This window comes from Mycobacterium sp. TKK-01-0059, from assembly GCF_000709305.1.
GTDB lineage: Bacteria > Actinomycetota > Actinomycetes > Mycobacteriales > Mycobacteriaceae > Mycobacterium > Mycobacterium intracellulare.
The window spans coordinates 71,275-94,236 of record NZ_KL446993.1; the positions used below are offsets into that span (position 1 = coordinate 71,275).

At 68.8% G+C, this 22,962-nt stretch carries 24 protein-coding genes; 13 read left to right on the forward strand and 11 right to left on the reverse strand.

Annotation, left to right across the window (positions count from 1 at the left end; genetic code table 11):
• Position 1: 1 nt before the first annotated feature.
• Complete coding sequence (locus tag K883_RS00420) at positions 2 to 880, reverse strand: inositol monophosphatase family protein (protein ID WP_020823118.1); 879 nt, start codon at positions 878 to 880, stop codon at positions 2 to 4.
• 102 nt (positions 881 to 982) lie between these two features.
• On the opposite strand from K883_RS00420, the gene ppgK reads away from it, so the two are divergent.
• From ppgK to K883_RS00435, 3 genes are all read left to right on the forward strand, one after another.
• Complete coding sequence (gene ppgK / locus K883_RS00425) at positions 983 to 1,792, forward strand: polyphosphate--glucose phosphotransferase (protein ID WP_036453323.1); 810 nt, start codon at positions 983 to 985, stop codon at positions 1,790 to 1,792.
• A gap of 177 nt (positions 1,793 to 1,969) precedes the next feature.
• On the forward strand, positions 1,970 to 3,475 hold the full coding sequence (locus K883_RS00430; RefSeq protein WP_008258548.1) for an RNA polymerase sigma factor: 1,506 nt from the start codon (positions 1,970 to 1,972) through the stop codon (positions 3,473 to 3,475).
• A gap of 132 nt (positions 3,476 to 3,607) precedes the next feature.
• Entirely contained in the window at positions 3,608 to 4,024 is a 417-nt protein-coding gene (locus K883_RS00435) for a RidA family protein (RefSeq protein WP_036453325.1), read from the forward strand.
• Here K883_RS00435 and K883_RS00440 read toward each other — a convergent pair.
• Positions 3,970 to 4,341, reverse strand: coding sequence for a DUF952 domain-containing protein (locus K883_RS00440; protein ID WP_036453327.1), 372 nt, complete (start codon positions 4,339 to 4,341; stop codon positions 3,970 to 3,972). The genes K883_RS00435 and K883_RS00440 overlap by 55 nt on opposite strands.
• A gap of 123 nt (positions 4,342 to 4,464) precedes the next feature.
• On the opposite strand from K883_RS00440, the gene K883_RS00445 reads away from it, so the two are divergent.
• Positions 4,465 to 4,650: a DUF7455 domain-containing protein gene (locus K883_RS00445; RefSeq protein ID WP_008258551.1), complete on the forward strand. Its 186-nt coding sequence runs from the start codon at positions 4,465 to 4,467 to the stop codon at positions 4,648 to 4,650.
• 64 nt (positions 4,651 to 4,714) lie between these two features.
• On the forward strand, positions 4,715 to 5,716 hold the full coding sequence (locus tag K883_RS00450) for a YihY/virulence factor BrkB family protein (RefSeq protein ID WP_008258552.1): 1,002 nt from the start codon (positions 4,715 to 4,717) through the stop codon (positions 5,714 to 5,716).
• Here K883_RS00450 and K883_RS00455 read toward each other — a convergent pair whose 3' ends face one another.
• Positions 5,717 to 5,956: a DUF3039 domain-containing protein gene (locus K883_RS00455; RefSeq protein WP_008258553.1), complete on the reverse strand. Its 240-nt coding sequence runs from the start codon at positions 5,954 to 5,956 to the stop codon at positions 5,717 to 5,719.
• A gap of 69 nt (positions 5,957 to 6,025) precedes the next feature.
• Between K883_RS00455 and K883_RS00460 the strand changes: the two genes are divergently transcribed.
• From K883_RS00460 to K883_RS00470, 3 genes are all read left to right on the forward strand, one after another.
• Positions 6,026 to 6,472: a DUF3099 domain-containing protein gene (locus K883_RS00460; RefSeq protein WP_008258554.1), complete on the forward strand. Its 447-nt coding sequence runs from the start codon at positions 6,026 to 6,028 to the stop codon at positions 6,470 to 6,472.
• A gap of 135 nt (positions 6,473 to 6,607) precedes the next feature.
• Positions 6,608 to 7,597 (forward strand): sigma-70 family RNA polymerase sigma factor SigB, encoded by a 990-nt coding sequence (sigB, locus tag K883_RS00465; protein WP_050782802.1) that lies wholly within the window; start codon positions 6,608 to 6,610, stop codon positions 7,595 to 7,597.
• 129 nt (positions 7,598 to 7,726) lie between these two features.
• Entirely contained in the window at positions 7,727 to 8,416 is a 690-nt protein-coding gene (locus tag K883_RS00470) for a metal-dependent transcriptional regulator (RefSeq protein ID WP_008258556.1), read from the forward strand.
• 22 nt (positions 8,417 to 8,438) lie between these two features.
• Here K883_RS00470 and K883_RS00475 read toward each other — a convergent pair whose 3' ends face one another.
• Positions 8,439 to 9,500 (reverse strand): DUF4192 domain-containing protein, encoded by a 1,062-nt coding sequence (locus K883_RS00475; protein WP_036453329.1) that lies wholly within the window; start codon positions 9,498 to 9,500, stop codon positions 8,439 to 8,441.
• Positions 9,501 to 9,613: 113 nt separating this feature from the next.
• Here K883_RS00475 and sthA point away from each other — a divergent pair, with 113 nt between their 5' ends.
• The gene (gene sthA, locus K883_RS00480) at positions 9,614 to 11,029 is read left to right on the forward strand and encodes a Si-specific NAD(P)(+) transhydrogenase (protein WP_020823122.1); all 1,416 of its coding nucleotides are present in this window, start codon (positions 9,614 to 9,616) and stop codon (positions 11,027 to 11,029) included.
• Between the two features lie 76 nt (positions 11,030 to 11,105).
• On the opposite strand, the gene K883_RS00485 is transcribed toward sthA, so the two are convergent.
• Positions 11,106 to 11,942 (reverse strand): trypsin-like serine peptidase, encoded by an 837-nt coding sequence (locus K883_RS00485; protein WP_020823123.1) that lies wholly within the window; start codon positions 11,940 to 11,942, stop codon positions 11,106 to 11,108.
• A 230-nt stretch (positions 11,943 to 12,172) separates the two neighbouring features.
• On the opposite strand from K883_RS00485, the gene K883_RS00490 reads away from it, so the two are divergent.
• Genes K883_RS00490 through K883_RS00500 form a run of 3 tightly spaced genes read left to right on the forward strand, consistent with a single transcriptional unit; the run spans position 12,173 to position 14,970 of the window.
• Positions 12,173 to 13,144 carry a proteasome assembly chaperone family protein gene (locus K883_RS00490; RefSeq protein WP_020823124.1) on the forward strand — a complete coding sequence of 324 codons (972 nt, stop codon included), beginning with the start codon at positions 12,173 to 12,175 and terminating at the stop codon, positions 13,142 to 13,144.
• A gap of 60 nt (positions 13,145 to 13,204) precedes the next feature.
• Positions 13,205 to 14,236, forward strand: coding sequence for an alpha/beta fold hydrolase (locus K883_RS00495; RefSeq protein WP_008258562.1), 1,032 nt, complete (start codon positions 13,205 to 13,207; stop codon positions 14,234 to 14,236).
• 47 nt (positions 14,237 to 14,283) lie between these two features.
• Complete coding sequence (locus tag K883_RS00500) at positions 14,284 to 14,970, forward strand: PhzF family phenazine biosynthesis protein (protein WP_020823125.1); 687 nt, start codon at positions 14,284 to 14,286, stop codon at positions 14,968 to 14,970.
• A gap of 24 nt (positions 14,971 to 14,994) precedes the next feature.
• Here the strand turns inward: K883_RS00500 and K883_RS00505 are convergent, their stop codons facing one another.
• From K883_RS00505 to K883_RS00515, 3 genes are all read right to left on the reverse strand, one after another.
• Positions 14,995 to 15,480, reverse strand: a complete 486-nt coding sequence (locus K883_RS00505; protein ID WP_036453331.1) for a peroxynitrite isomerase — start codon at positions 15,478 to 15,480, stop codon at positions 14,995 to 14,997.
• A gap of 34 nt (positions 15,481 to 15,514) precedes the next feature.
• The gene (nrdR, locus tag K883_RS00510) at positions 15,515 to 15,979 is read right to left on the reverse strand and encodes a transcriptional regulator NrdR (protein WP_008258565.1); all 465 of its coding nucleotides are present in this window, start codon (positions 15,977 to 15,979) and stop codon (positions 15,515 to 15,517) included.
• A 152-nt stretch (positions 15,980 to 16,131) separates the two neighbouring features.
• Complete coding sequence (locus tag K883_RS00515) at positions 16,132 to 16,626, reverse strand: LysM peptidoglycan-binding domain-containing protein (RefSeq protein WP_008258566.1); 495 nt, start codon at positions 16,624 to 16,626, stop codon at positions 16,132 to 16,134.
• Between the two features lie 291 nt (positions 16,627 to 16,917).
• On the opposite strand from K883_RS00515, the gene lexA reads away from it, so the two are divergent.
• Complete coding sequence (lexA, locus tag K883_RS00520; protein ID WP_020823127.1) at positions 16,918 to 17,628, forward strand: transcriptional repressor LexA; 711 nt, start codon at positions 16,918 to 16,920, stop codon at positions 17,626 to 17,628.
• 15 nt (positions 17,629 to 17,643) lie between these two features.
• Here lexA and K883_RS00525 read toward each other — a convergent pair whose 3' ends face one another.
• From K883_RS00525 to hflX, 3 genes are all read right to left on the reverse strand, one after another.
• Entirely contained in the window at positions 17,644 to 19,860 is a 2,217-nt protein-coding gene (locus K883_RS00525; RefSeq protein ID WP_020823128.1) for an LGFP repeat-containing protein, read from the reverse strand.
• A 369-nt stretch (positions 19,861 to 20,229) separates the two neighbouring features.
• Positions 20,230 to 21,390 carry an acyl-CoA dehydrogenase family protein gene (locus tag K883_RS00530; RefSeq protein WP_036453333.1) on the reverse strand — a complete coding sequence of 387 codons (1,161 nt, stop codon included), beginning with the start codon at positions 21,388 to 21,390 and terminating at the stop codon, positions 20,230 to 20,232.
• 120 nt (positions 21,391 to 21,510) lie between these two features.
• Positions 21,511 to 22,932, reverse strand: a complete 1,422-nt coding sequence (hflX, locus tag K883_RS00535) for a GTPase HflX (protein ID WP_014380603.1) — start codon at positions 22,930 to 22,932, stop codon at positions 21,511 to 21,513.
• Positions 22,933 to 22,962 lie beyond the last annotated feature (30 nt).

The following is a 22,962-nucleotide window of genomic DNA, read 5'->3' on the forward strand; positions in this document are numbered from 1 at the left end:
CTCAATCCAGGATCGGATCCAGGCCGTTGAACCGCTCCAGGACCGCCAGCAGCTCGTCGGCGATCCCGGGGGCGGCGGCCAGCACCAATCCCGCCCCGGTGGCGTCGTGCGCCGGCAGCACCACCCGGGCCCCCGCCTCGGCGGCGATCAGCGCGCCCGCGGCGCGGTCCCACACCTTCAGGCCGTGCTCGTAGTAGGCGTCCAGCCGGCCCGAGGCCACCATGCACAGATCCAGCGCCGCCGAGCCGATGCGGCGAACGTCGCGGACCACCGGCAGCATGCGCGCCAACAACGCCGCCTGCGCCGCGCGGCGCTGCCGCGAATAGCCGAAACCGGTGCCCAGCAACGCCATTGACACGTCCTCGACCGCCGCGCACTGCAACGGCTGGGTCCCTTGGCCGTCGCTGACGTGCGCGCCGAGGCCGCTGGCCGCCGAGTACACCCGGTCGGCGACGACGTCGGCGACCGCCCCGGCCACCGACTCGCCGTTGACCTGCGCCGCGACCGACACCGCGTACGCGGGAACGCCGTAAACGAAATTCACTGTGCCGTCGATGGGATCGAGCACCCAGGTCACCGATCCGGGTGGGGTGCCCGCCGGGTCGGTCGGCCCGCCGCCCTCCTCGCCGAGAATGGGGTCCCCAGGCCGCAATTCGGCCAGCCGGTCCCGCAACAGGCGCTCGGTCTCGGTGTCGACCACCGTCACCGGATCGGTCGGGGTGCTCTTGGTCCGCACCGCGCCGCTGTCCGGGCCTGTCGCGCCGGCCGGCTCGGCGCCGAACACCTCGGCGCGCCGGCGCCGCACGAACGCGGCGGCCTCCGTGGCCACGGTTTCGGCCACTGAACGCAGCCGCACGAGCTCGTCATCGGATTGGATCACCGGTCTATCGCATCACAGTCGGCGCGGGCGCGCAGACACCGCGGGCTGCCGGCGTCGCGGCGTTAAGGTGAGCGGACAGCCCCGTCACGCCGAGGAGATTCGATGACCAGCACCGACTCGACCACGGACACGCCCGGCGCCGCACCGACCGACGGCACACATGAACGCCGCGGCTTCGGCATCGACGTCGGTGGCAGCGGCATCAAGGGCGGCATCGTCGACATGGACACGGGGTTGTTGATCGGCGAGCGGGTCAAACTGCTGACCCCGCAACCCGCGACGCCGTCGGCGGTCGCCAAGACCATCGCCGCGGTCGTCAACGAATTCGGGTGGACCGGGCCCCTCGGCGTGACCTACCCCGGGGTGGTCACGCACGGCGTGGTGCAGACCGCCGCCAACGTGGACAAGTCCTGGATCGGGGTCAACGCCCGCGACATCATCAGCGCCGAGCTGGACGGTCAGGACGTGACGGTCCTCAACGATGCCGACGCGGCCGGGCTGGCCGAGGAGCACTACGGGGCGGGTAGGAATCAGACGGGCCTGGTGATTCTCTTGACCTTCGGCACCGGCATCGGCTCGGCGGTCATCCACAACGGCACGCTGATCCCCAACACCGAATTCGGGCACCTGGAGGTCGGCGGCAAAGAAGCCGAGAAACAAGCCGCCTCCTCGGTGAAGGAAAAGAAGGGCTGGTCCTACGAAAAATGGACCAAACACGTCACCGAGGTGCTGGTCAGCATCGAGAACGCGATGTGGCCGGACCTGTTCATCGCCGGGGGCGGGATCAGCCGCAAGGCCGACAAGTGGCTGCCGCTGCTCGAAAACCGCACCCCGGTGGTGGCCGCGGCCCTGCTCAACACCGCGGGGATCGTCGGCGCGGCGATGGCCGCCACCTCGGACGTGACCCACTGAATTTCGCCCGGCACAGCTGTAGTACCGCGCACTGTCGTTACAATGGTGCTCGGCGAACGCCCAACCGATAGCGTGCGACTACGCACGCTGATACCAACGCCGACATCGACATAGCAGACACTTTCGGTTAACCATGCCCAATACCCACCGAAGGTGAGCCCAAACGAAGGGGTGTAAGTGGCAGCGACCAAGGCAAGCCCGGCAACCGATGGGCCGGTGAAACGCACCGCCACGAAGTCTGCGTCGTCCCCCGCCAAGCGTCCGGCGGCCAAGGCCGCCAACGGCTCCGCGCCCGCCAAACGGGCCGCCAAGACGACCGCGCGGTCCACCAAGTCCGACGCCGCCGAGCCCGCCAAGAAGACCCGGGCCAAGGGCGCCGAGGCCAAGGGCCGCGGCACCAAAACGGCCAAGGGCGGCCCCGCGGATCCCGACGCCCTCGATTCCGACGGCGCCGTCGAGGATCTCGACAACGAACCAGACCTCGAGGGTGAGCCCGGCGAGGACCTCGACATCGACAGCGACCTGTCCCTCGACGACCTCGAGGACGACGTGGCGTCCGAAGACGCCGAGGTCGAATCGGGCGATTCCGAGGAGGGTGACGACGAGGAGGCGCCCGCCCCCGCGGCGGCCGCCGAGCCCGCCGCCGACGAGGACGACGAGATCGCCGAGCCCACCGAAAAGGACAAGGCCTCCGGCGATTTCGTCTGGGACGAGGACGAATCCGAGGCGCTGCGCCAGGCCCGCAAGGACGCCGAGCTCACCGCCTCCGCCGACTCCGTCCGCGCGTACCTCAAGCAGATCGGTAAGGTCGCGCTGCTCAACGCCGAGGAAGAGGTCGAGCTGGCCAAGCGGATCGAGGCCGGCCTGTACGCCACGCAGCTGATGACCGAGATGACCGAGCGCGGCGACAAACTGCCGGCCGCCCAGCGCCGCGACATGCAGTGGATCTGCCGCGACGGCGACCGCGCCAAAAACCATCTGCTGGAGGCCAACCTGCGGCTGGTGGTGTCGCTGGCCAAGCGCTACACGGGCCGCGGCATGGCGTTCCTCGACCTCATCCAGGAAGGCAACCTGGGTCTGATCCGCGCGGTCGAGAAATTCGACTACACCAAGGGCTACAAGTTCTCCACGTACGCCACCTGGTGGATCCGTCAGGCCATCACCCGGGCCATGGCCGACCAGGCCCGCACCATCCGCATCCCCGTGCACATGGTCGAGGTGATCAACAAGCTGGGCCGCATCCAGCGCGAGCTGCTGCAGGACCTGGGCCGCGAGCCCACGCCCGAAGAGCTGGCCAAGGAAATGGACATCACGCCCGAAAAGGTGCTGGAGATCCAGCAATACGCGCGCGAGCCGATCTCGCTGGACCAGACCATCGGCGACGAGGGCGACAGCCAGCTGGGCGATTTCATTGAGGACAGCGAGGCCGTGGTGGCCGTCGACGCGGTGTCGTTCACGCTGCTGCAGGACCAGTTGCAGTCGGTGCTCGAGACGCTCTCGGAGCGCGAGGCCGGCGTGGTGCGGCTGCGCTTCGGCCTCACCGACGGCCAGCCCCGCACCCTGGACGAGATCGGGCAGGTGTACGGGGTGACCCGCGAGCGCATCCGCCAGATCGAGTCCAAGACCATGTCGAAGCTGCGCCACCCCAGCCGCTCGCAGGTGCTGCGCGACTACCTCGACTAGCCCGGTCCGCCGTCCGCGAGAACGGTTGGCGCACAAGCTGTTCGCGGCTCGCCGAACCCGGTCCGAGCCAAACAACCCCTGCCGCGGGGAAATTCGGCTGCGCTGGCGGCGCCGCCGTCGTACCGTGACCACATGTCAGCACACCGCACAGTGGTCTCGTCCGGTTCGGAATTCGAATCGGTGGTCGGTTACTCGCGCGCGGTGCGGGTCGGTCCGCACGTGGCCGTGGCCGGAACGACGGGCACCGGGCCCGCCGGTGACATCGCCGCCCAGACGCGAGAGGCCCTGCGCCGCATCGACAATGCGCTGCGACAAGCCGGCGCGTCACTCACCGACGTGGTACGCACACGCCTCTACGTCACCGACATCTCGCGCTGGCGCGAGGTGGGTGCCGTGCACGAGGAGGTGTTCGGCGCGATCCGCCCCGTGGCCACCATGGTCGAGGTCTCGGCGCTCATCGCGCCCGAGTTGCTGGTGGAGATCGAGGCCGACGCCTACGTCGACTCGCCGGTGACCGGAGGGAAGGTGCCGTCGGCCCCCGGCGGGTAAGGGGTGACGCGGGTCACCGCGGCGACCGGCAGGGCGCCGTACAGGTGCGGGAACAACATCGACGCCGGATCGGTTGGCACTCCCGGCTCCCAGCGCACCGGTGCGTCGAGGCGAGCCGGGTCGATGCGCAACAGCACCAGGTCGCGCCGGCCCCGGTAGAGCCGGTTGGCGGGCAGGTGGACCTGGTCGGGCGTCGACAGGTGGATGAAGTCGGCGCCGCCGGTGGGGCGGATGGCGCCGTCACGGCGGGCCTGCGCCCACTGCTCGGCGCCGCACAGGTGCACCAGCACGTCGGCAACGAAGGTCACGACGGTCACCCTAGAGAACCGTCCACACCAAACCTGACCAGGCCGTGAGAAACGACACACCCGATAACGATCGGGGAACAAGGCGAAAACGCCATACGTCTGAGAAAGTGAATGTACGAGAACGGAGAAGCCATGAATGCAACTCTGACGAGTCCAGAACTGACACGGGCCGACCGCTGCGACCGCTGCGGTGCCGCGGCCCGTGTGCGCGCCAAGCTGCCTTCCGGCCTCGAGCTTCTCTTCTGCCAGCACCACGCCAACGAGCACGAGGCCAAGCTGACCGAGCTGGACGCCGTGCTGGAGGTCAGCGGAAGCTAGCCAACCGAACTCGCCCGTCCCCAATGTGGGCAGCGCGCGCGATCTTCGGTAATGCTGGACTGGTATGAGCGATCAGGTCGCAAAACCGTCGCGCCACCACATCTGGCGAATCACCCGCAGGGCTCTGTCCAAGAGCTGGGACGACTCAATCTTTTCCGAGTCGGCTCAGGCTGGTTTCTGGTCGGCGCTGTCCCTGCCGCCGCTGCTGCTAGGGATGCTGGGCACGATGGCCTACGTGGCGCCGCTGTTCGGGCCGGACATGCTGCCCAACATCCTGCGGCAGCTGCTTTCGACGGCCCACAGCGTGTTCTCCCCCAGCGTGGTGAACGAGATCATCGAGCCGACGGTCCGCGACATCGCCAGCAACGCCCGCGGAGAGGTGGTGTCGCTGGGATTCATCATCTCGCTGTGGGCGGGGTCGTCGGCGATCTCGGCGTTCGTCGATTCCGTCGTCGAGGCGCATGACCAGACGCCGCTGCGCCATCCGGTGCGGCAGCGCTTCTTCGCGCTGTTCCTCTACGTCGTGATGCTGGTGGTCGTGGTGGCGACCGCGCCGCTGGTCGTGGTGGGCCCGCGCAAGGTGGAAGAACACATCCCGCTCGGCCTGTCCAACGTGCTGCGCTACGGCTACTACCCGGCGCTGATCATCGGCCTGACGCTCGGGGTGATGATCCTGTACCGGGTCGCACTGCCCGAACCGCTGCCCTCCCACCGGCTGATCCTCGGCGCGATGCTGGCGACCACGGTGTTCGTCACCGCCACGCTGGGCCTGCGGTTCTACCTGAGGTGGATCACCAGCACCGGCTACACCTACGGCGCGCTCTCCACCCCGATCGCATTCCTGCTGTTCGCGTTCTTCGGCGGGTTCGCGATCATGCTCGGGGCCGAGCTCAACGCCGCGGTCCAGGAGGAGTTTCCCGCGCCCACCACGCACGCCCACCGGGTACGCACCTGGTTGTTCTCCCGCTCGCCCGCCCTGAAGAAGACGGTGGAGACGCTGGCCAGCCCGATCGCGAATCCCGCCACGCAACAACGCGATACCGCGCCGGCGAAGCCGCCCGGGTGATCAGCCCTTCTTGAGCCGGTCGTAGATCTGCTTGCACTCCGGACAGACGGGCGAGCCCGGCTTGGCCGCCTTGGTGACGGGGAACACCTCGCCGCACAACGCGACGACGTGGTTGCCCAGCACCGCGCTCTCGGCGATCTTGTCCTTCTTGACGTAGTGAAAATACTTGGGTGTGTCGCTGCCGGTCCCGTCGTCGACGCGTTCGTCGGTCTCGGTGCGCTCGATCGTCTGGGTCTGCATACCTGACATTCTTGCACTGCCCGGTGCGCTGCCGGGCCGCCCGAAACCGGCCACGCCGGAATCGTCGCGGTGTGGGACAGTGGAGAAATGAAGCACGGCTCCGACGCGGGGTTCGACGGCAGCTTCGATGACTTCGCCGGCCACAAGGGCCGCCCGGTGCTCATCACCGCCGCCGAGCCCTCCTACGAGGAGCAGCATCGCGCGCGGGTCCGTAAATACCTGACCCTGATGGCATTCCGGATTCCGGCGCTCATCCTCGCCGCGCTCGCCTACGGCGCGTGGCACAACGGCTTGATCTCGCTGGCGATCGTAGCGGTGTCCATCCCCCTGCCCTGGATGGCCGTGCTGATCGCCAACGACCGCCCGCCGCGCCGCCCCGACGAGCCCCGCCGGTTCGACAACGCGCGCCGGCGCACCCCCCTGTTCCCCCGCGCCGAACGCCCGGCGCTCGAGGCTCCGCGACACCCCCAGCCGGGGTGGCCTCCCGACCCGCGGGGCGGAATCGACGACGGCTAGCGCTCGTTCCTTCTTCGGTGCCGTCGCGGCGCACTTCTCAGGACATTCTCAGGTCTTCGGCACATTTGTGCACGTCAAGACGTGTGAGATGGGGAACCGCTGGGAACTCTGAACCCTAATCGGTCGTTGAACTCGATGACAGTACAAGCCGAACGGGAGGTCGCTATGGCGAACGCCAGCACGAGCAGATTTGACGGCGATCTGGATGCTCAAAGCCCCGCGGCGGATCTAGTGCGCGTATATCTGAACGGAATCGGCAAGACGGCGTTGCTCAATGCGGCGGGGGAAGTTGAACTCGCGAAGCGGATCGAAGCCGGGCTCTACGCCGAGCACCTGCTCGAAACGCGTAAGCGCCTCGGGGAGAACCGTAAACGCGATCTAGAGGCCGTGGTGCGCGATGGTAAGGCCGCGCGCCGTCACCTGCTGGAGGCGAACCTGCGCCTGGTGGTGTCGCTGGCCAAGCGGTACACGGGTCGTGGCATGCCGCTGCTGGACCTGATCCAGGAGGGCAACCTCGGGCTGATCCGCGCGATGGAAAAGTTCGACTACACAAAGGGATTCAAGTTCTCGACCTACGCCACGTGGTGGATTCGCCAGGCCATCACCCGCGGCATGGCCGACCAGAGCCGCACCATCCGGCTGCCCGTCCACCTGGTCGAGCAGGTCAACAAGCTGGCGCGGATCAAGCGTGAGATGCACCAGAACCTCGGCCGCGAGGCCACCGACGAGGAACTGGCCGCCGAATCCGGCATCCCGGTCGACAAGATCAACGACCTGCTCGAGCACAGCCGCGACCCGGTGAGCCTGGACATGCCGGTCGGCTCCGAGGAGGAAGCCCCGCTGGGCGACTTCATCGAGGACGCCGAGGCGATGTCGGCCGAGAACGCGGTGATCGCCGAGTTGCTGCACACCGACATCCGCAGCGTGCTGGCCACGCTCGACGAGCGCGAGCACCAGGTGATCCGGTTACGGTTCGGCCTCGACGACGGCCAGCCCCGCACGCTGGACCAGATCGGCAAGCTGTTCGGGCTGTCCCGCGAGCGGGTTCGCCAAATCGAGCGGGACGTAATGTCCAAACTCCGCAACGGGGAGCGCGCCGACAGGCTACGGTCGTACGCGAGCTGACAACTCACTCAAGCTAGGTAGCAGACAGTATGCCCGCCGCGTCAGCGGCGGGCATACTGCTTGCCTGGGAGGCGTTACACCCATTCATGCAGCTGGCCAAGTAGACTCAGCGTCGATGGAAGGTGCTGAATGAACGACCTGGTTGACACCACCGAGATGTACCTGCGGACCATCTACGACCTCGAAGAAGAGGGCGTAACGCCGCTACGTGCCCGAATCGCCGAACGCCTCGATCAGAGCGGGCCGACTGTCAGCCAAACCGTGTCCAGGATGGAGCGCGACGGGCTGCTCCACGTGGCCGGTGACCGCCACCTCGAGCTCACCGACAAGGGCCGGGCGCTGGCCGTGGCCGTCATGCGCAAGCACCGCCTCGCCGAGCGACTGCTGGTCGACGTCATCGGGGTGCCCTGGGAGGAAGTGCACGCCGAGGCGTGCCGCTGGGAGCACGTGATGAGCGAGGAGGTCGAGCGGCGGTTGGTCAAGGTGCTCAACCACCCGACCACCTCGCCGTTCGGCAACCCGATCCCCGGGCTTCTGGACCTGGGCGTGGGGCCCGAGTCCGGCGCCGAGGAGGCCATCCTCGTCCGGCTGACCGAGTTGCCGCCCGGCTCCCCGGTGGCGGTGGTGGTCCGGCAGCTGACCGAACACGTCCAGGGCGACACCGACCTGATCACCCGCCTCAAGGACGCCGGCGTGGTCCCCAACGCGCGCGTGACCGTCGAGACCGGCCCCGCCGGCGTGACCATCGTCATCCCCGGCCACGAAAACGTCACCCTGCCCCACGAGATGGCCCACGCGGTCAAGGTCGAAAAGGTCTGACCCACCACCCCTGGCCCCCCGGCTAGCCCGCCCTGCGGCCGAACGGCCGACGCGGCGGGAGCCGCACCCCGAACTGCTTGGCCAGCCGGTACCCGGTGAGCGCGAGATCCCGGATGTCCTCGGGCCGCAGGCCCGACTGCAACGCGGTGTCCAGCATGCCCGCCATCCGGTGCTCGGGCTCACAGCGCAGCGCCTCCTGCAGCGACACCCCGGCCAGCGGGCCGTCGCCGCGCGCGTATGCGCTGAACGCGAGCAGGACCAGCGCCTCGACCCGCCACGGCGGCGGCAGGGTGCGCGCCAGCACCGCCCACAGCGACTCGACGTCGTCGGCGCCCTCGCCGACGGCGAGCGCGTACAGGATGTCGCGGACTTGCGGGTCGCTCAGCGCGCAGCCCAGCGCCGCCAGTTCGGCGTCGGAGAGCGATTCGCCCGAGGCGACGCGGGCCGCGGCCGCCATCGCGCCCTCCACGTCGCCGCGGATGCAGCGGACAGGATGCGCGCGATGCGCGGCGCGGCGCCGGGCGGCCTGCCGGCCGACCGCGTCGGCCAATGCGGCGCTGCGCGCCGGGTCGTCGGGCGCGATGACCGCCTGCAGGTCGGCGCGGCGCGGGTAGAGCCGCCTGCCTTCCAGCACCGCCGCGGCGGCCAGCGGCGAGGCCGAGGGGTCCTCGACGAGGCCGCTCGACCCGCAGCCCTCGACACAATGCCAGCGCCCGCCGAGGGCGACCCGGTCGACCACGTGGGTGGCCCAGAGCTCAATGTCGTGCTGCGACAAGGACTCTGCGAGCGCCTCACACAACTGCCGGTACTCGTCGTTGCAGCTGGGACAGTGCGCGCCGTCGGCGTCGACGATCACCGCGATGACGGCCTCGGGCCGGGCCGCCGCGGCGACCTCGGCCAGATGACCGACCCGTGCGAGCAACTCCTCGGAGAGGTCGACGCGCATCACCGACCCGAGGTGCCGATCCTCCAAAGACACTAATACCAATGAATTTTCGGGAATGAAGCCGAGAACGGCGGGCAGCGCGGCGATGAGCGCGCCGGGGCGGGAAAGCTCGAAGTCGGGTTGTGGATGCGTGGTCATGAGCACCAACGCTGACGGCCGCCACCGTCGGCCGGTGCTCGCGCGCGCCGGCGCGGCAACCCAGCTGTGGATGAACCCGGCACTGTGAGTTGTGCTGCTCTAGTGTTTAGCCCATGGGCTCGGCGCAAGAGTACGACATGGTGGTCATCGGTTCGGGGCCCGGCGGGCAGAAGGCCGCCATCGCCTCGGCCAAGCTGGGCAAGTCGGTCGCCATCGTCGAACGCGGCCAGATGATCGGCGGCGTCTGCGTCCAGACCGGCACCATCCCGTCAAAGACGTTGCGCGAGGCGGTCCTTTACCTCACCGGGATGAGCCAGCGCGAACTCTACGGCGCGAGCTATCGGGTCAAGGAGAAGATCACCCCGGCCGATCTGCTGGCCCGCACCCAGCACGTGATCGGCAAGGAAGTCGACGTGGTGCGCAACCAGCTGATGCGCAACCGCATCGACCTGCTGATCGGCCACGGGCGGTTCGTCGACCCGCACACCATCGAGGTCGAGGACCCGTCGCGGCGCGAAAAGGTAACCATCAGTGGCAAATACATCGTCATCGCCACCGGAACCCGGCCGGCGCGGCCGTCCGGCGTCGAGTTCGACGAGGAGCGCGTGCTCGACTCCGACGGCATCCTCGACCTGAAGACGCTGCCGGCCTCGATGGTGGTCGTCGGCGCCGGGGTCATCGGCATCGAGTACGCGTCGATGTTCGCCGCGCTGGGCACCAAGGTCACCGTGGTGGAAAAGCGCGGTGACATGCTGGACTTCTGCGACCCCGAGGTGGTCGAGGCCCTGAAGTTCCACCTGCGCGACCTGGCGGTGACGTTCCGGTTCGGCGAGGAGGTGACCGCGGTCGACGTCGGCTCGGCGGGCACCGTCACCACCTTGGCCAGCGGCAAGCAGATCCCGGCCGAGACGGTGATGTACTCGGCCGGTCGGCAGGGCCAGACCGACCATCTCGACCTGCACAACGCCGAGCTGGAGGCCGACAACCGCGGCCGGATCTTCGTTGACGACTATTTCCAGACGAAGGTGCCGCACATCTACGCCGTCGGGGACGTGATCGGTTTCCCCGCGCTGGCCGCGACCTCGATGGAGCAGGGACGGCTGGCCGCCTACCACGCGTTCGGGGAAGCGTGCGAGGGCATCACCGAGCTGCAGCCGATCGGCATCTATTCGATCCCCGAGGTCTCCTACGTCGGGGCCACCGAGGTGGAGCTGACCAAGGACGCGGTCCCCTACGAGGTCGGGGTGGCCCGGTACCGGGAGCTGGCCCGCGGCCAGATCGCCGGGGACTCCTACGGGATGCTCAAGCTGCTGGTGTCCACCGAGGACCTCAAGCTGCTCGGCGTGCACATCTTCGGCACCAGCGCCACCGAGATGGTGCACATCGGGCAGGCGGTGATGGGGTGCGGGGGCACGGTGGACTACCTGGTGGACGCCGTGTTCAACTACCCCACGTTTTCCGAGGCCTACAAGGTGGCCGCGCTCGACGTGATGAACAAGGTGCGCGCGCTCAACCAGTTCCGGCGCTAGGCCAGATGGTGGCGACCCGCTGCGCCCGGCATGGCCGCGCTGGCGATCGCCACGGCCGCGCTTGCGGCCGCCACAACTAACAGGCGTCCTGCAGGTCGCCGGGGACGGGGTCGCCCGGCCCGCCGGCTTCGGCGCGGGCCAGCAGCTCCGCGGTCTGGGCGTCGAACGGCGCCGAATACGAGATGTCCGGCGCGCACCCGCCGCGCTCGAGACCGCCGATCAGCCCGGTGAGCGAGGTGCCGCTGACCCACGGAGCGCCGCTGGTGCCGTCCACCAGACCTTCGCACGCGAGCGCGGGGAACCCGCTGTCGCTGACCGAGGTGCTGCCCTGGCACCCGATGGGCTCGCCGCCCACGCCGACCGGATAACCCAGCACGGTGACGCGACTGCCCGGCGGGGGCGTCACGCCCAGCGTCAGCGCCAGACCCGCGCGGGACTCGACACCGGCGCCGGTGTCGTTGCTGACCCGCGCGATCGCGTAGTCGGCGTGCGGATCCTTGCTGGCGACCCAGCGCGGATCGAGGTAGACCGCGTCGGCCTTCCACACATCGGTGGGAGCGGGCGCCGCGTCGCCGGCGAAACCCGGAACGAAGGTGATCAGCGACGCCCCGGCCAGACAATGCGCCGCGGTCATGATCAGGTCTCCGCCCTTGGAATGCACCACCGAACCGGTGCAAACGTGGAGCGGCCCACCGTCGATGAAGATCGCTCCGATGCGCCGGTCCGGCTCCACCGGACCCGCGACCGCCTTCTGCTCGGGCTGGCTGAGCCGCTGCACGGGGCCGCCGGTCCGCGGCGCCGACACCGGGGCGCCCGACACCTGCTCGACGGGCCGATGACACGACGTCAGCGACGTCGCCACCCCCACCACCGAGCAGAGCACCAGGATCGGTATGCGCATCGCCTTCATCATGCCCGACGCCGCGGCGGCGAGCCGACTTCCGCGCGACGCCGTGCGCCACCGGGTTTGCTGACGCCGCGGAGGGGACCCCCGATAGGGTCTCACCGGATTACGCCTGAGAATTATCGCGTTCCACGGTGGGAACGCCGGCACCGAGTTCGCTGTTCTATCCGGGTCCCGCCTGATTCAGGGGACACTTGGTAGGGCACCCTGAAGGGACCCCCGAGAGGAGGCGATCGAAGATGGATCACCATCGAGACCCAGGTGACCAGTACCAGCAGGGCCAGCCCGGCATGTACGAGCTGGAGCTGCCCGCGCCGCAGTTGTCGACGTCCGACGGCCGCGGCCCCGTACTGGTGCACGCCCTGGAGGGCTTTTCCGACGCCGGTCACGCCATCCGGCTGGCGGCCTCGCATCTCAAGGCCGTGCTGGACACCGAGCTGGTCGCGTCGTTCGCGATCGACGAATTGCTGGACTACCGCTCGCGGCGGCCGCTGATGACCTTCAAGACCGATCACTTCACCAACTATGACGACCCGGAGTTGAGCCTCTACGCGTTGCGCGACACCGTCGGCACCCCGTTCCTGTTGCTGGCCGGCATGGAGCCCGACCTCAAGTGGGAGCGCTTCATCACCGCGGTCCGCTTGCTGGCCGAGCGCCTCAACGTGCGCCAGACCATCGGCCTGGGCACCGTCCCGATGGCCGTTCCGCATACGCGGCCGACCACGATGACCGCGCACTCCAACAACCCGGAGCTGATCGCCAATTTCCAGCCGTGGATCGCCGAGATTCAGGTCCCGGGCAGCGCGTCCAACCTGCTGGAATACCGGCTGGCCCAGCACGGCCATGAGGTGGTCGGCTTCACCGTGCACGTCCCCCACTACCTCACGCAGACCGATTACCCGGCCGCCGCGCAGGCGTTGCTCGAGCAGGTCGCCAAGACCGCGTCCCTGGAGCTGCCGCTGACCGCGTTGACCGAAGCCGCGGAGGTGATCCGGGCCAAGATCGACGAGCAGGTCGAGGCGAGCGCAGAGGTCGCTCAGGTGGTGGCCGCGCTGGAGCGCCAGTACGATGCCTTCATCGACGCTCAGGAGAACAGATCGTTACTGTCGCGCGACGAGGATCTGCCGAGCGGCGACGAGCTGGGCGCGGAGTTCGAGCGATTTCTCGCCCAGCAGGCGGAGAAGAAGTTCGACGACGACGATCAGGCCTGACCCTCTGCCGAACACCCAGCCACACCGCCCTTAGCCCGGCCCGACAGCAAGGTTGGCCCTATGACCGAGCGGAAGCGCAAGAACAGGCTCCGCCCGGTGCGCGAAGTGACCGCACCCACACTCGAGTTCCGCACCATCCACGGTTACCGGCGCGCCTACCGCATCGCGGGCTCCGGGCCGGCGATCCTGCTGATCCACGGCATCGGCGACAACTCCACCACGTGGAATGCCGTGCAGGCCAAGCTCGCCCAGCGCTTCACGGTCATCGCCCCGGACCTGCTGGGTCACGGCCGATCCGACAAGCCGCGCGCCGACTACTCGATCGCCGCATACGCCAACGGGATGCGGGACCTGCTCAGCGTGCTCGATATCGAACGCGCCACCATCGTCGGTCATTCGCTGGGCGGCGGTGTGGCCATGCAATTCGCCTACCAGTTCCCGCATTTGGTGGAGCGGCTGATCCTGGTGGGCGCCGGCGGCGTGACCAAGGACGTCAACTTCGTCTTGCGGTGGGCTTCGCTGCCGATGGGCAGCGAAGCCATCGCCCTGCTGCGATTGCCCCTGGTGCTGCCGGCGGTTCAGGTCGTGGGCCGGGTCCTGGGCGCCGCGCTGGGCAGCACCGGCCTGGGCCGTGACCTGCCCAACGTGCTGCGGATCCTCGACGACCTGCCGGAACCGACGGCGTCGGCGGCATTCAGCCGAACCCTGCGGGCGGTGGTGGACTGGCGCGGGCAGATCGTCACCATGCTCGACCGATGTTATTTGACCGAAGCCATCCCGGTGCAGATCGTCTGGGGCACCAAGGATGTGGTGGTCCCGGTCCGGCACGCGTGGATGGCCCATGCCGCGATGCCCGGTTCGCGGCTCGAGATCTTCGAGGGCTCCGGCCACTTCCCCTTTCACGACGACCCCGCCCGCTTCATCGAGGTCGTCGAGCGCTTCATGGATTCGACCGCGCCCGCCGAATACGACCAGGCCGCGCTGCGCGGGTTGCTGCGCACCGGTGGTGGCGAGCGGGCCGTGAGCGGCCCGGCGCCCACGCGCGTCGCCGTGCTGAACGCCATGGGGTCCGACGAACGCAGCGCCACCTGATTCCACCTTGATCGAGGTGGCCCGGTTCGGGGCCGTACAGTCGGGCCATGGGTATCGACGTCACGGTGTTGCGGGTGTTCACCGACGCGGACGGCAATTTCGGCAATCCGCTCGGCGTGGTGGATGCCGCTGAGGTCGGGGTCGCGGACCGGCAACGGGTGGCGACCCAATTGGGCTACAGCGAAACGGTTTTCGTCGACCGTCCGGCCGCGGGCTCCGCGACCGCGCACGCCACCATTTACACGCCCCGGACCGAGCTGCCGTTCGCCGGGCACCCGACGGTCGGCGCCTCGTGGTGGCTGCGAGAGAACGGTCGGCCGATCAACACGTTGCGGATACCGGCGGGAATCGTGCAGGTGGGCTACGACGAACACCACACCCGCATCAGCGCCCGCGCGGAATGGGCGCCCGAGTTCGCGTTGCACGAATTCGCTTCGGCCGACGATGTTCTCGCCGCCGACCCGACGGACTTCCCCGACGACACGGCGCACTACCTGTGGGCCTGGACCGACCGGGCCGCCGGGGCGCTGCGGGTGCGCATGTTCGCCTCAAACCTCGGTGTGGCCGAAGACGAGGCGACCGGTTCGGCCGCGATGCGCATCACCGACTACCTGAGCCAAAACCTGCGGATCACCCAGGGCAGCGGCTCGGTCATCGAAACCACCTGGAGCGCCGAGGGCTGGGTCGCGGTGGCCGGGCGGGTGGTCAACGACGGTGTGCGACAGCTGGACTGACCGCGGCCGCCGGCGGGCGCGCGCTCAGCGCTGCCGGTGCAACACCGCGGCCAGGTGGTCCTGCAGCGGCTGGCCGACCGCACCCATCTGCACCGTGTAGGACAGCTCATCGCCGTCGATGCGGAAGCAACGCCCCAGTCCCGTCACCTCTTTGGCGGTAGGCGTGAGGCCGACCGTCGTGGTGGACATCTGCATGTCGATGAGGTCGCCGGTGACCGAATAGGTGCCGACCTCGATCTCGGTGATGCCGCTCGGGTGGGCCAGCACCAGCTCGACGTGGCCCGGCTGCGGCACGCGAAGGTATCCCGTCTCGGCGTGTAGCGGCTTGCCGTCGGCCACCGCCCTGGTTTTCTGGGCGTAGGCCAAAAACGGTTTGCCCACATGGGCGAACGTTACTTCTTCGAGGTAGTCGAACGGCGGGATCGTCGGGTACTTGCCCGCGCCCTGGCCGACCCACGTGCCGAGGAGCGGGGCCAGGGCCGCCAGGTCGGGATGCAACTCAGGGGGCATGCACCGAGCCTAGCGGGCCGCCCGGCGGGATCCGTCAGCCCGGCGTGGCCACTCCGCGGTGCTCGCGCAGCGCCTGGATCTCGCGCTCGAAGTCGTCGGCGGACTCGAAGGAGCGGTACACGGACGCGAACCGCAGGTACGCCACCTCGTCGAGATCGCGCAGCGGCCCGAGGATGGCCAGGCCGACCTCGTGGCTGGGAACCTCCGGGGAGGCCACGGCGCGCACGGTGTCTTCGACCTGCTGGGCCAGCAGATTCAGCGCGTCGTCGTCCACCTGTCGGCCCTGGCAGGCCCGACGGACTCCGCTGATGACCTTTTCCCGGCTGAAGGGCTCGGTGACGCCGCTGCGCTTGACCACCGCCAGGACCGCGGTTTCCACGGTGGTGAAACGCTTTCCGCATTCGGGGCACGATCGGCGACGCCGGATGGCCTGCCCCTCGTCGGTTTCGCGCGAGTCGATCACCCGGGAATCCGGATGACGGCAGAAGGGACAGTGCATGACCGCTCCTTCACCGTGCCGACAACCGGGTACCGCAGAACTTTGAGCGTACCCGTGCGCTGACCTGCACGGCTAACGGAGCCGCCGTCCCCGGGGCGGCACCACGCGGGCCGCACACCCCACGGGCCGGAGCCGTTGGGACGCAACGACCGTCAGCCGATCGGGGCGATCAGTGTTTGTCCGGCAACCAGCGTCGGCGAGTTCAGGTCGTTGAGCTCACGGATGCGATCGGCCACCGCGGCGGCCGGCGCGTCGGGGGCCACGCGGTGAGCGACATCCTGCAGCGACTCCCCCGCGTCGACCCGCACGACGGCGAGCCGGTTCGGGACGGGGGCGGCCGAATTCGTCGAGTCGCCGTTGAGCGCCTGCCCCACGTTCGCGACGAGGCCCAGCCACAAGGTGATCGCCCCGGCGGCGAGCGCCAGACCGACTGTCGTCGCCCAGGTGACGGCGCGCCTGCGGTGCGGAGCGACAGACATCGCGACCCCGGTGCCGTAGTAGCGTGTCGGGGCGCCCGCGGGCCGCGACGGCGCGGGGCGCCGCGAGCGGGCCAGGCCGTCCCTGCCGTACCGAACGCCCTGAACCGGTCCGTTGACCGGGCGCCGAAGACTGCTGGTGCGCGGCGCAAGCGTGTGGATGACTGTCATCTGCGTTCCTCCGGTCAACTAGCTCTCGCTCGTGTGTTCGACTCTAATCGCTTGTGTGTTCGGAACCCGAACATTTGAGCGAAGCGTGTCGCACGAGCAAAACGCTAGATCACACCACCGACAACTCCGTCGACCTCTACCACTGTCACGAGCCACAAATACCCGGTCTCGGCAAGAGTTACACATTTGTGATTCGGCCGATGGCGGCGATTTTCCGGCCCGGGAGGCCCGGCGACACGCCAGTCGAACACATGTTTGATTCTTGTCGGCGGTGCGGCTACATTCAGTGCCATGGGCGACAGCAACGACACTTCCCCGAACACCGGCCCGGCCGCGGCGGACGGCCGGCTGCACTCCGTGGACTCCGCGCTGACCGAGCGGCAGCGCACCATTTTGAATGTCATTCGCGCCTCGGTGACCAGCCGCGGCTATCCCCCGAGCATCCGGGAGATCGGCGACGCCGTCGGGCTGACGTCGACGTCCTCGGTGGCGCACCAGCTGCGCACGCTGGAACGCAAGGGGTATTTGCGCCGCGACCCCAACCGCCCCCGGGCCGTCGGTGTCCGCGGCGCCGATGACGACGTGGCCGCGCCCGCCACCGAGGTGGCCGGGTCGGATGCGTTGCCGGAGCCCACGTTCGTCCCCGTTCTCGGGCGGATCGCGGCCGGTGGACCCATCCTGGCCGAAGAAGCCGTCGAAGACGTGTTCCCGCTGCCGCGCGAGCTGGTCGGCGAGGGCACGCTGTTCCTGCTCAAAGTGGTGGGCGACTCGATGGTGGAGGCCGCGATCTGCGACGGCGACTGGGTGGTCGTGCGCCAGCAGAACGTCGCCGACAACGGCGACATCGTCGCGGCGATGCTGGACGGCGAGGCCACCGTCAAGACGTTCAAACGCGCCGGCGGTCAGGTGTGGCTGATGCCGCACAACCCGGCGTTCGACCCCATCCCGGGCAACGACGCGACCGTGCTGGGCAAGGTCGTCACGGTGATCCGCAAGGTCTAGCGGCCGGCGGCCCCGCTAGTCGGCCCGGGTGAAGCCGTTGGCCAGCGCGACCTCCTCGCTGGACAACCAGATCTCGGGCAGCGTGTCCTGGTACAGGTCGCTGCCGGGCGTGTAATACAGGCCGTACCGGGCGCTCGCCTTGATCGGGTAGCCGTCGGGCGCCTGGTACGGGTCGTCGAGTGGCAGGTGGATGGTCGGGCGCCCGTCCGGGCCCGCCAGCCCATTCTCCGAGCCGTCCTCGGCGTCGTCCGCGGCGGCGTGCCGACCGCCGGATCGCTGCGCGGCGACGAAGGCCCCGGTCGCCCCTGCGCCGGCCACCACGGCCTCTGCGGCCCCGGACACGTCGGGCTCCGCGGCGACATCGTCCTCGGGTTCGACTTCCGCCTCAGGGACCGCGACGTCGGGATACTCATCCTCGGGCGCCGCCGTTTCCAGGGCACCGGTGACGGCGTCGGCATCCGGCGGCGTGTGCGCAACGGCGACGTCGGGATACTCGTCGTCGGCGTACTCGTCCTCCGGATAGCCGGCGTCGGCGTAATCGGCGTCGACGTAGGCGGCATCGTCGGCGGTCTCGGCCTCGGCGACCTCGGGAACGGCGTCGGTGTAGTCGGTGTAATCGGCCTCGGCATCGGGATAGTCGGCCTCCGCCAGCATCTCCTCCGAGACGACGGGGATGGAGTCGGTGTCGATCGCGTCGGGGTCTTCCTGCTCGACGCCGTAGTCGCTCTCCGAGGGCGCCTGACGCTGCCAGCTGACCCGCGCGGTGGCCGCGGCATCGGTCGGCCGCTCGGGTTCGCGCGGCCCGCCCGGCGCGAAATGCTCGGTCGCGAGGTCGGGGTCCTCCGGGCCCCAGGGCGCGTCATAACCGTGGTCGGGCGCATACCCGGCGGCGCCGTCCGCGCCGGAGCGGCGCCGGCGCCATCCGAACAGCGCCCACGCCACCACCACCAGCAGCACCAGGACCGGAATGGCGGCCAGCCACCACCACGAATGCCAGCCGAACTTGTTGGCGTGTGACGGCATGGCCGAACTGCTCGGCTGGTTCTGGCCCGAGACCTGAAGGCCGCTCAACAACGGCGCCAGGTTGGCCGGGTCGGTACTGAACGTGTTCTTCGCCCGGTTCCACGAGATCTTGCCGCCGGTGAACTGCTGCGAGATCACGTCGCCGTCCACGGCCTGGTCGCCAACGGGCGCCCCCAGTTTGCCGGCCGGACCGCGCAGTTTGTCCCAGGCGGCCTTCATCGCCCCGCGCACGACGAACGCGCCGTGCTCGGCGGTCCGGAAGATCACCGGTTTGTCGGCGGCCGAGAAGGTGCAGATCCGGCTGGACGGGCCGATGCCACCCTCGGTTTCGTTGGTGACCGGGAATCCGAGGCCGCTGCCGACGGGCCCGCCGAGCGACTCGTACTTGGCCAGGATGTCGGTCTCAAGCGCGTTCGCGCCGGTCGCCGGGGTGAAGAACACCTTGCCGCCGGCGAAGTTCTGGACGATGCCGTCACCGCCGATGGGGGTCTGCCCGCCCTGCTTGGCACCCAGCGGCCCGTTGGGTCCCCCGGCCGCCCGCCAGGCCATGTTGATGGCAGCCGTGGGATCGATCGCCACCTGCAGGCCCTTCAACTGGTCGGCCAGCCCCGGCGGTTCGGTGGTGAACTGCTTGGTCTGCCGGTTCCACGAAACCTGGCCGCCGCTGAACTTCTGCGAGGACACCTCGCCGTTGTAGGTCTCGTCGCCGACCGGAACACCGAGCACCCCGCCCGAGCTGCCCAGCTTGTCCCAGGCGGAGTTGATGGCGCCGCGCACCACGTACGGGCCGTGCTCGGGTGTCCAGAAGATGACCGGCTTGTCGGTGGCCGAGAAGGTGATCACCCGGCTGTCGGGGCCGGCCAGGCCCGGCACTTCGCTGATGGCCGGGAAACCCAGATCGCTGCCGGCCGGCCCGCCCAGCATCTCGTATTTCTCCAGGATGGGCCCGTAGGCGAATTTGGCCCCGGTGGCCGGGGTGAAGAACATTTTGCCGCCGTCGAAGTCCAGGGCGAACCCGTCCCCGGCGGGGTACACGTCACCCTTGCGGGGGCCGAGCGGGGAGGTGTCGCCGCCGGCCTTCTCCCACGCGGCCATCATCGCCGCTTCGGCGTCGCCTATCGGGCTCGCGGTGGCGACGGGCGCCAGCAATACGGCGGCTAGTGCTGTGGTCGTCAGGCTGACCAGCGCGCTTCCGATCAGCTTGCGCATGTGACCTCTATGCACCTTCACCAAGCCTTCCAGCCTCCGGATACGGCTCTATCTGCGGCTATGCCCTTACCTGCATAACCGGCGAAACGGGCCGTTCTTCCGCGGGGAATGGACCCGCTCACGATCCGCCTTATCGCCGGGCTCGCATAACTTTGCTCCAGCCAACAAGAAATGCGAAGTCAAATCACGAATTTTACAAAAAGGGATACCACACCGATGTCGAAATGATGCCGGGCCACGGCCGAATCGCGACCATCCATGCGTCGGCGCATATCGCGCCCAAAGCCGGCCGGGATTTCATCAATCGAGCGCGGCCACCGCGGCCCGCGGGGCGTTCGCCGACTGGACGACGATCCGTTAAACGAAAAGCTATACGCCGAGGCTGCGGCCGATGATTTCCTTCATGATTTCGGTCGTGCCGCCGTAGATGGTTTGCACCCGGGCGTCCAGATAGGCACGGGCGACCGGGTATTCGCGCATGTATCCGTAGCCGCCGTGCAGCTGCAGGCAGCGGTCGATCAAGTGCACCTGCTTTTCGGTGCAGTACCACTTGGCCATTGCGGCCTGCTCGGCGGTCAGCTTGTGGTCCAGGTGCAGGCGAACGAATTCGTCGACCATCATGCGCACCACGGTCGCCTCGGTCGCCAGCTCGGCGAGCACGAAGCGGCTGTTCTGGAAGCTGCCGATCGGCTTGCCAAAAGCCTTGCGCTCCTTGGTGTATTGCAGCGTCTGCTCCAGCACCTGCTCCATCGCCGCGGCGGCCATGATGGCGATCGAGATCCGCTCCTGGGGCAGGTTCTGCATGAGGTAGATGAACCCCATGCCCTCTTGGCCCAGCAGGTTCTCGGCCGGCACCTTCACGTCGGTGAACGACAGCTCGGCCGTATCCTGCGCGTCGAGCCCGATCTTGTCCAGGTGCCGTCCGCGCTCGAAGCCTTCCATCCCACGCTCGACGGCGAGCAGGGAGAAGCCCTGGGCGCCCTTGTCCGGATCGGTCTGCGCGACGACGATGACCAGGTCGGAGTTGATCCCGTTGGTGATGAACGTCTTTGAACCGTTGAGCACGTAGTGGTCGCCCTGCTTGACCGCGCGGGTCTTGATGCCCTGCAGGTCGCTGCCGGTGCCCGGCTCGGTCATCGCGATCGCCGTAATCAGTTCTCCGGTGCAGAATTTCGGCAACCAGCGCTGCTTTTGCTCCTCGGTCGCCAGCGCCAACAGGTACGGCGCCACGATGTCGTTGTGCAGGCCGAAACCGATGCCGCTGTAGCGACCGGCGGTGGTCTCCTCGGTGATGATCGTGTTGTACCGGAAATCCGGGTTGCCCCCGCCGCCGTACTCCTCGGGCACCGCCATGCCCAGGAAGCCCTGCTTGCCGGCCTCGAGCCACACGCCGCGGTCGACGATCTTCGCCTTCTCCCACTCGTCGTGGTACGGCGCGACGTGGCGCTCGAGGAAGGCCCGGTAGGACTCGCGGAACAGGTCGTGCTCTGACTCGAAAAGAGTGCGCTGGTATTTGATGGCGCTGCTCATGGAATAGACCTCCGGCGACGGTGATTTCTGCAGCCAAACATATACCAACCGGACGGTTGGTCGGCAGCTGGCGGGTCGGCGCCGGCGGTGCGCTGGGGAATCGGCCGCTACGCCGACGGCTCAGCGGGCGGCGAACTCGCGCAGCCGGCCGGCCAAGGCGACCGGGACCCGGGCCTTGATCCGGGTGCCCTCGGCGTCGTGCTCCTCGTGCTGGACGCGCCCGTCGGCGTGCAGGCGGGCCACCAGATCCCCGCGGTGATACGGGATCACCACGTCCACGGCCGTGTCGGCGGGCACGGCCAGCTCGGCGATGCGGCGGCGCAGGGCGTCGATGCCCTCGCCGGTGCGCGCGGAGACGAACACCGCGCCGGGCAGCGCGTGGCGGAGCTTGGCCAACGCCAAATCGCTTGCGGCGTCGACCTTGTTCACCACCAGCAGCTCGGGCGGGGGCGCGCCGTCATGGTCGGCGATGACGTCGGTGACCACCTGCCGGACTGCATTGATCTGCGCCAGCGGGTTGACGTCGGAGCCGTCGACGACGTGCACCAGCAGGTCGGCGTCGACGACCTCCTCCAGGGTGGAGCGGAAGGCCTCGACAAGCTGGGTGGGCAGGTGCCGGACGAACCCGACGGTGTCGGTGAGCACGAACGAACGTCCTTCGTCGAACTCGGCGCGCCGCGTGGTGGGCTCCAGGGTGGCGAACAACGCGTCCTGCACCAGCACGCCGGCGCCCGTCAGCGCGTTGAGCAGGCTGGACTTGCCGGCGTTGGTGTAGCCGACGATGGCGATCGACGGCACGTCGCTGTGCAACCGGCGGCTGCGCTGGGTGTCGCGGACCTGCTTCATGTCCTTGATCTCGCGGCGCAGCTTCGCCATCCGCTCGCGGATGCGCCGCCGGTCGGTCTCGATCTTGGTCTCACCGGGACCGCGCAGGCCCACACCTCCCCCGCTGCCGCCGGCGCGGCCACCGGCCTGCCGCGACATCGACTCACCCCAACCGCGCAGCCGCGGCAGCATGTATTCCATCTGGGCCAGCGACACCTGCGCCTTGCCCTCCCGGCTCGTGGCGTGCTGGGCGAAGATGTCCAGGATCAGCGCGGTGCGGTCGATGACCTTGACCTTCACCGCCTTCTCCAGCGCGGTCAGCTGAGCCGGGGACAGCTCACCGTCGCAGATGACGGTGTCGGCGCCGGTCGCCAGCACCACCTCGCGCAGTTCGGCGGCCTTACCCGAGCCGATGTAGGTCGACGGGTCGGGCTTGTCGCGGCGCTGGATGAGCCCTTCGAGCACCTGGGAGCCGGCCGTTTCGGCGAGGGCGGCCAGCTCGGCCATGCTGGCCTGGCTGTCGGCGGCGGTGCCGTCGGTCCACACGCCCACCAGGACGACCCGCTCCAGCCGAAGCTGGCGGTATTCGACCTCGGTGACGTCGGCAAGCTCGGTGGACAGGCCGGCGACGCGGCGCAGCGCCGACCGATCCTCGAGGGCGAGTTCGCCCGTGCTGGGCTCCGTGACCGCGTGATCGCGAAATTCGGGATGTGTCATAGGCAATAAGAGATGATGCACGCAAAGTCG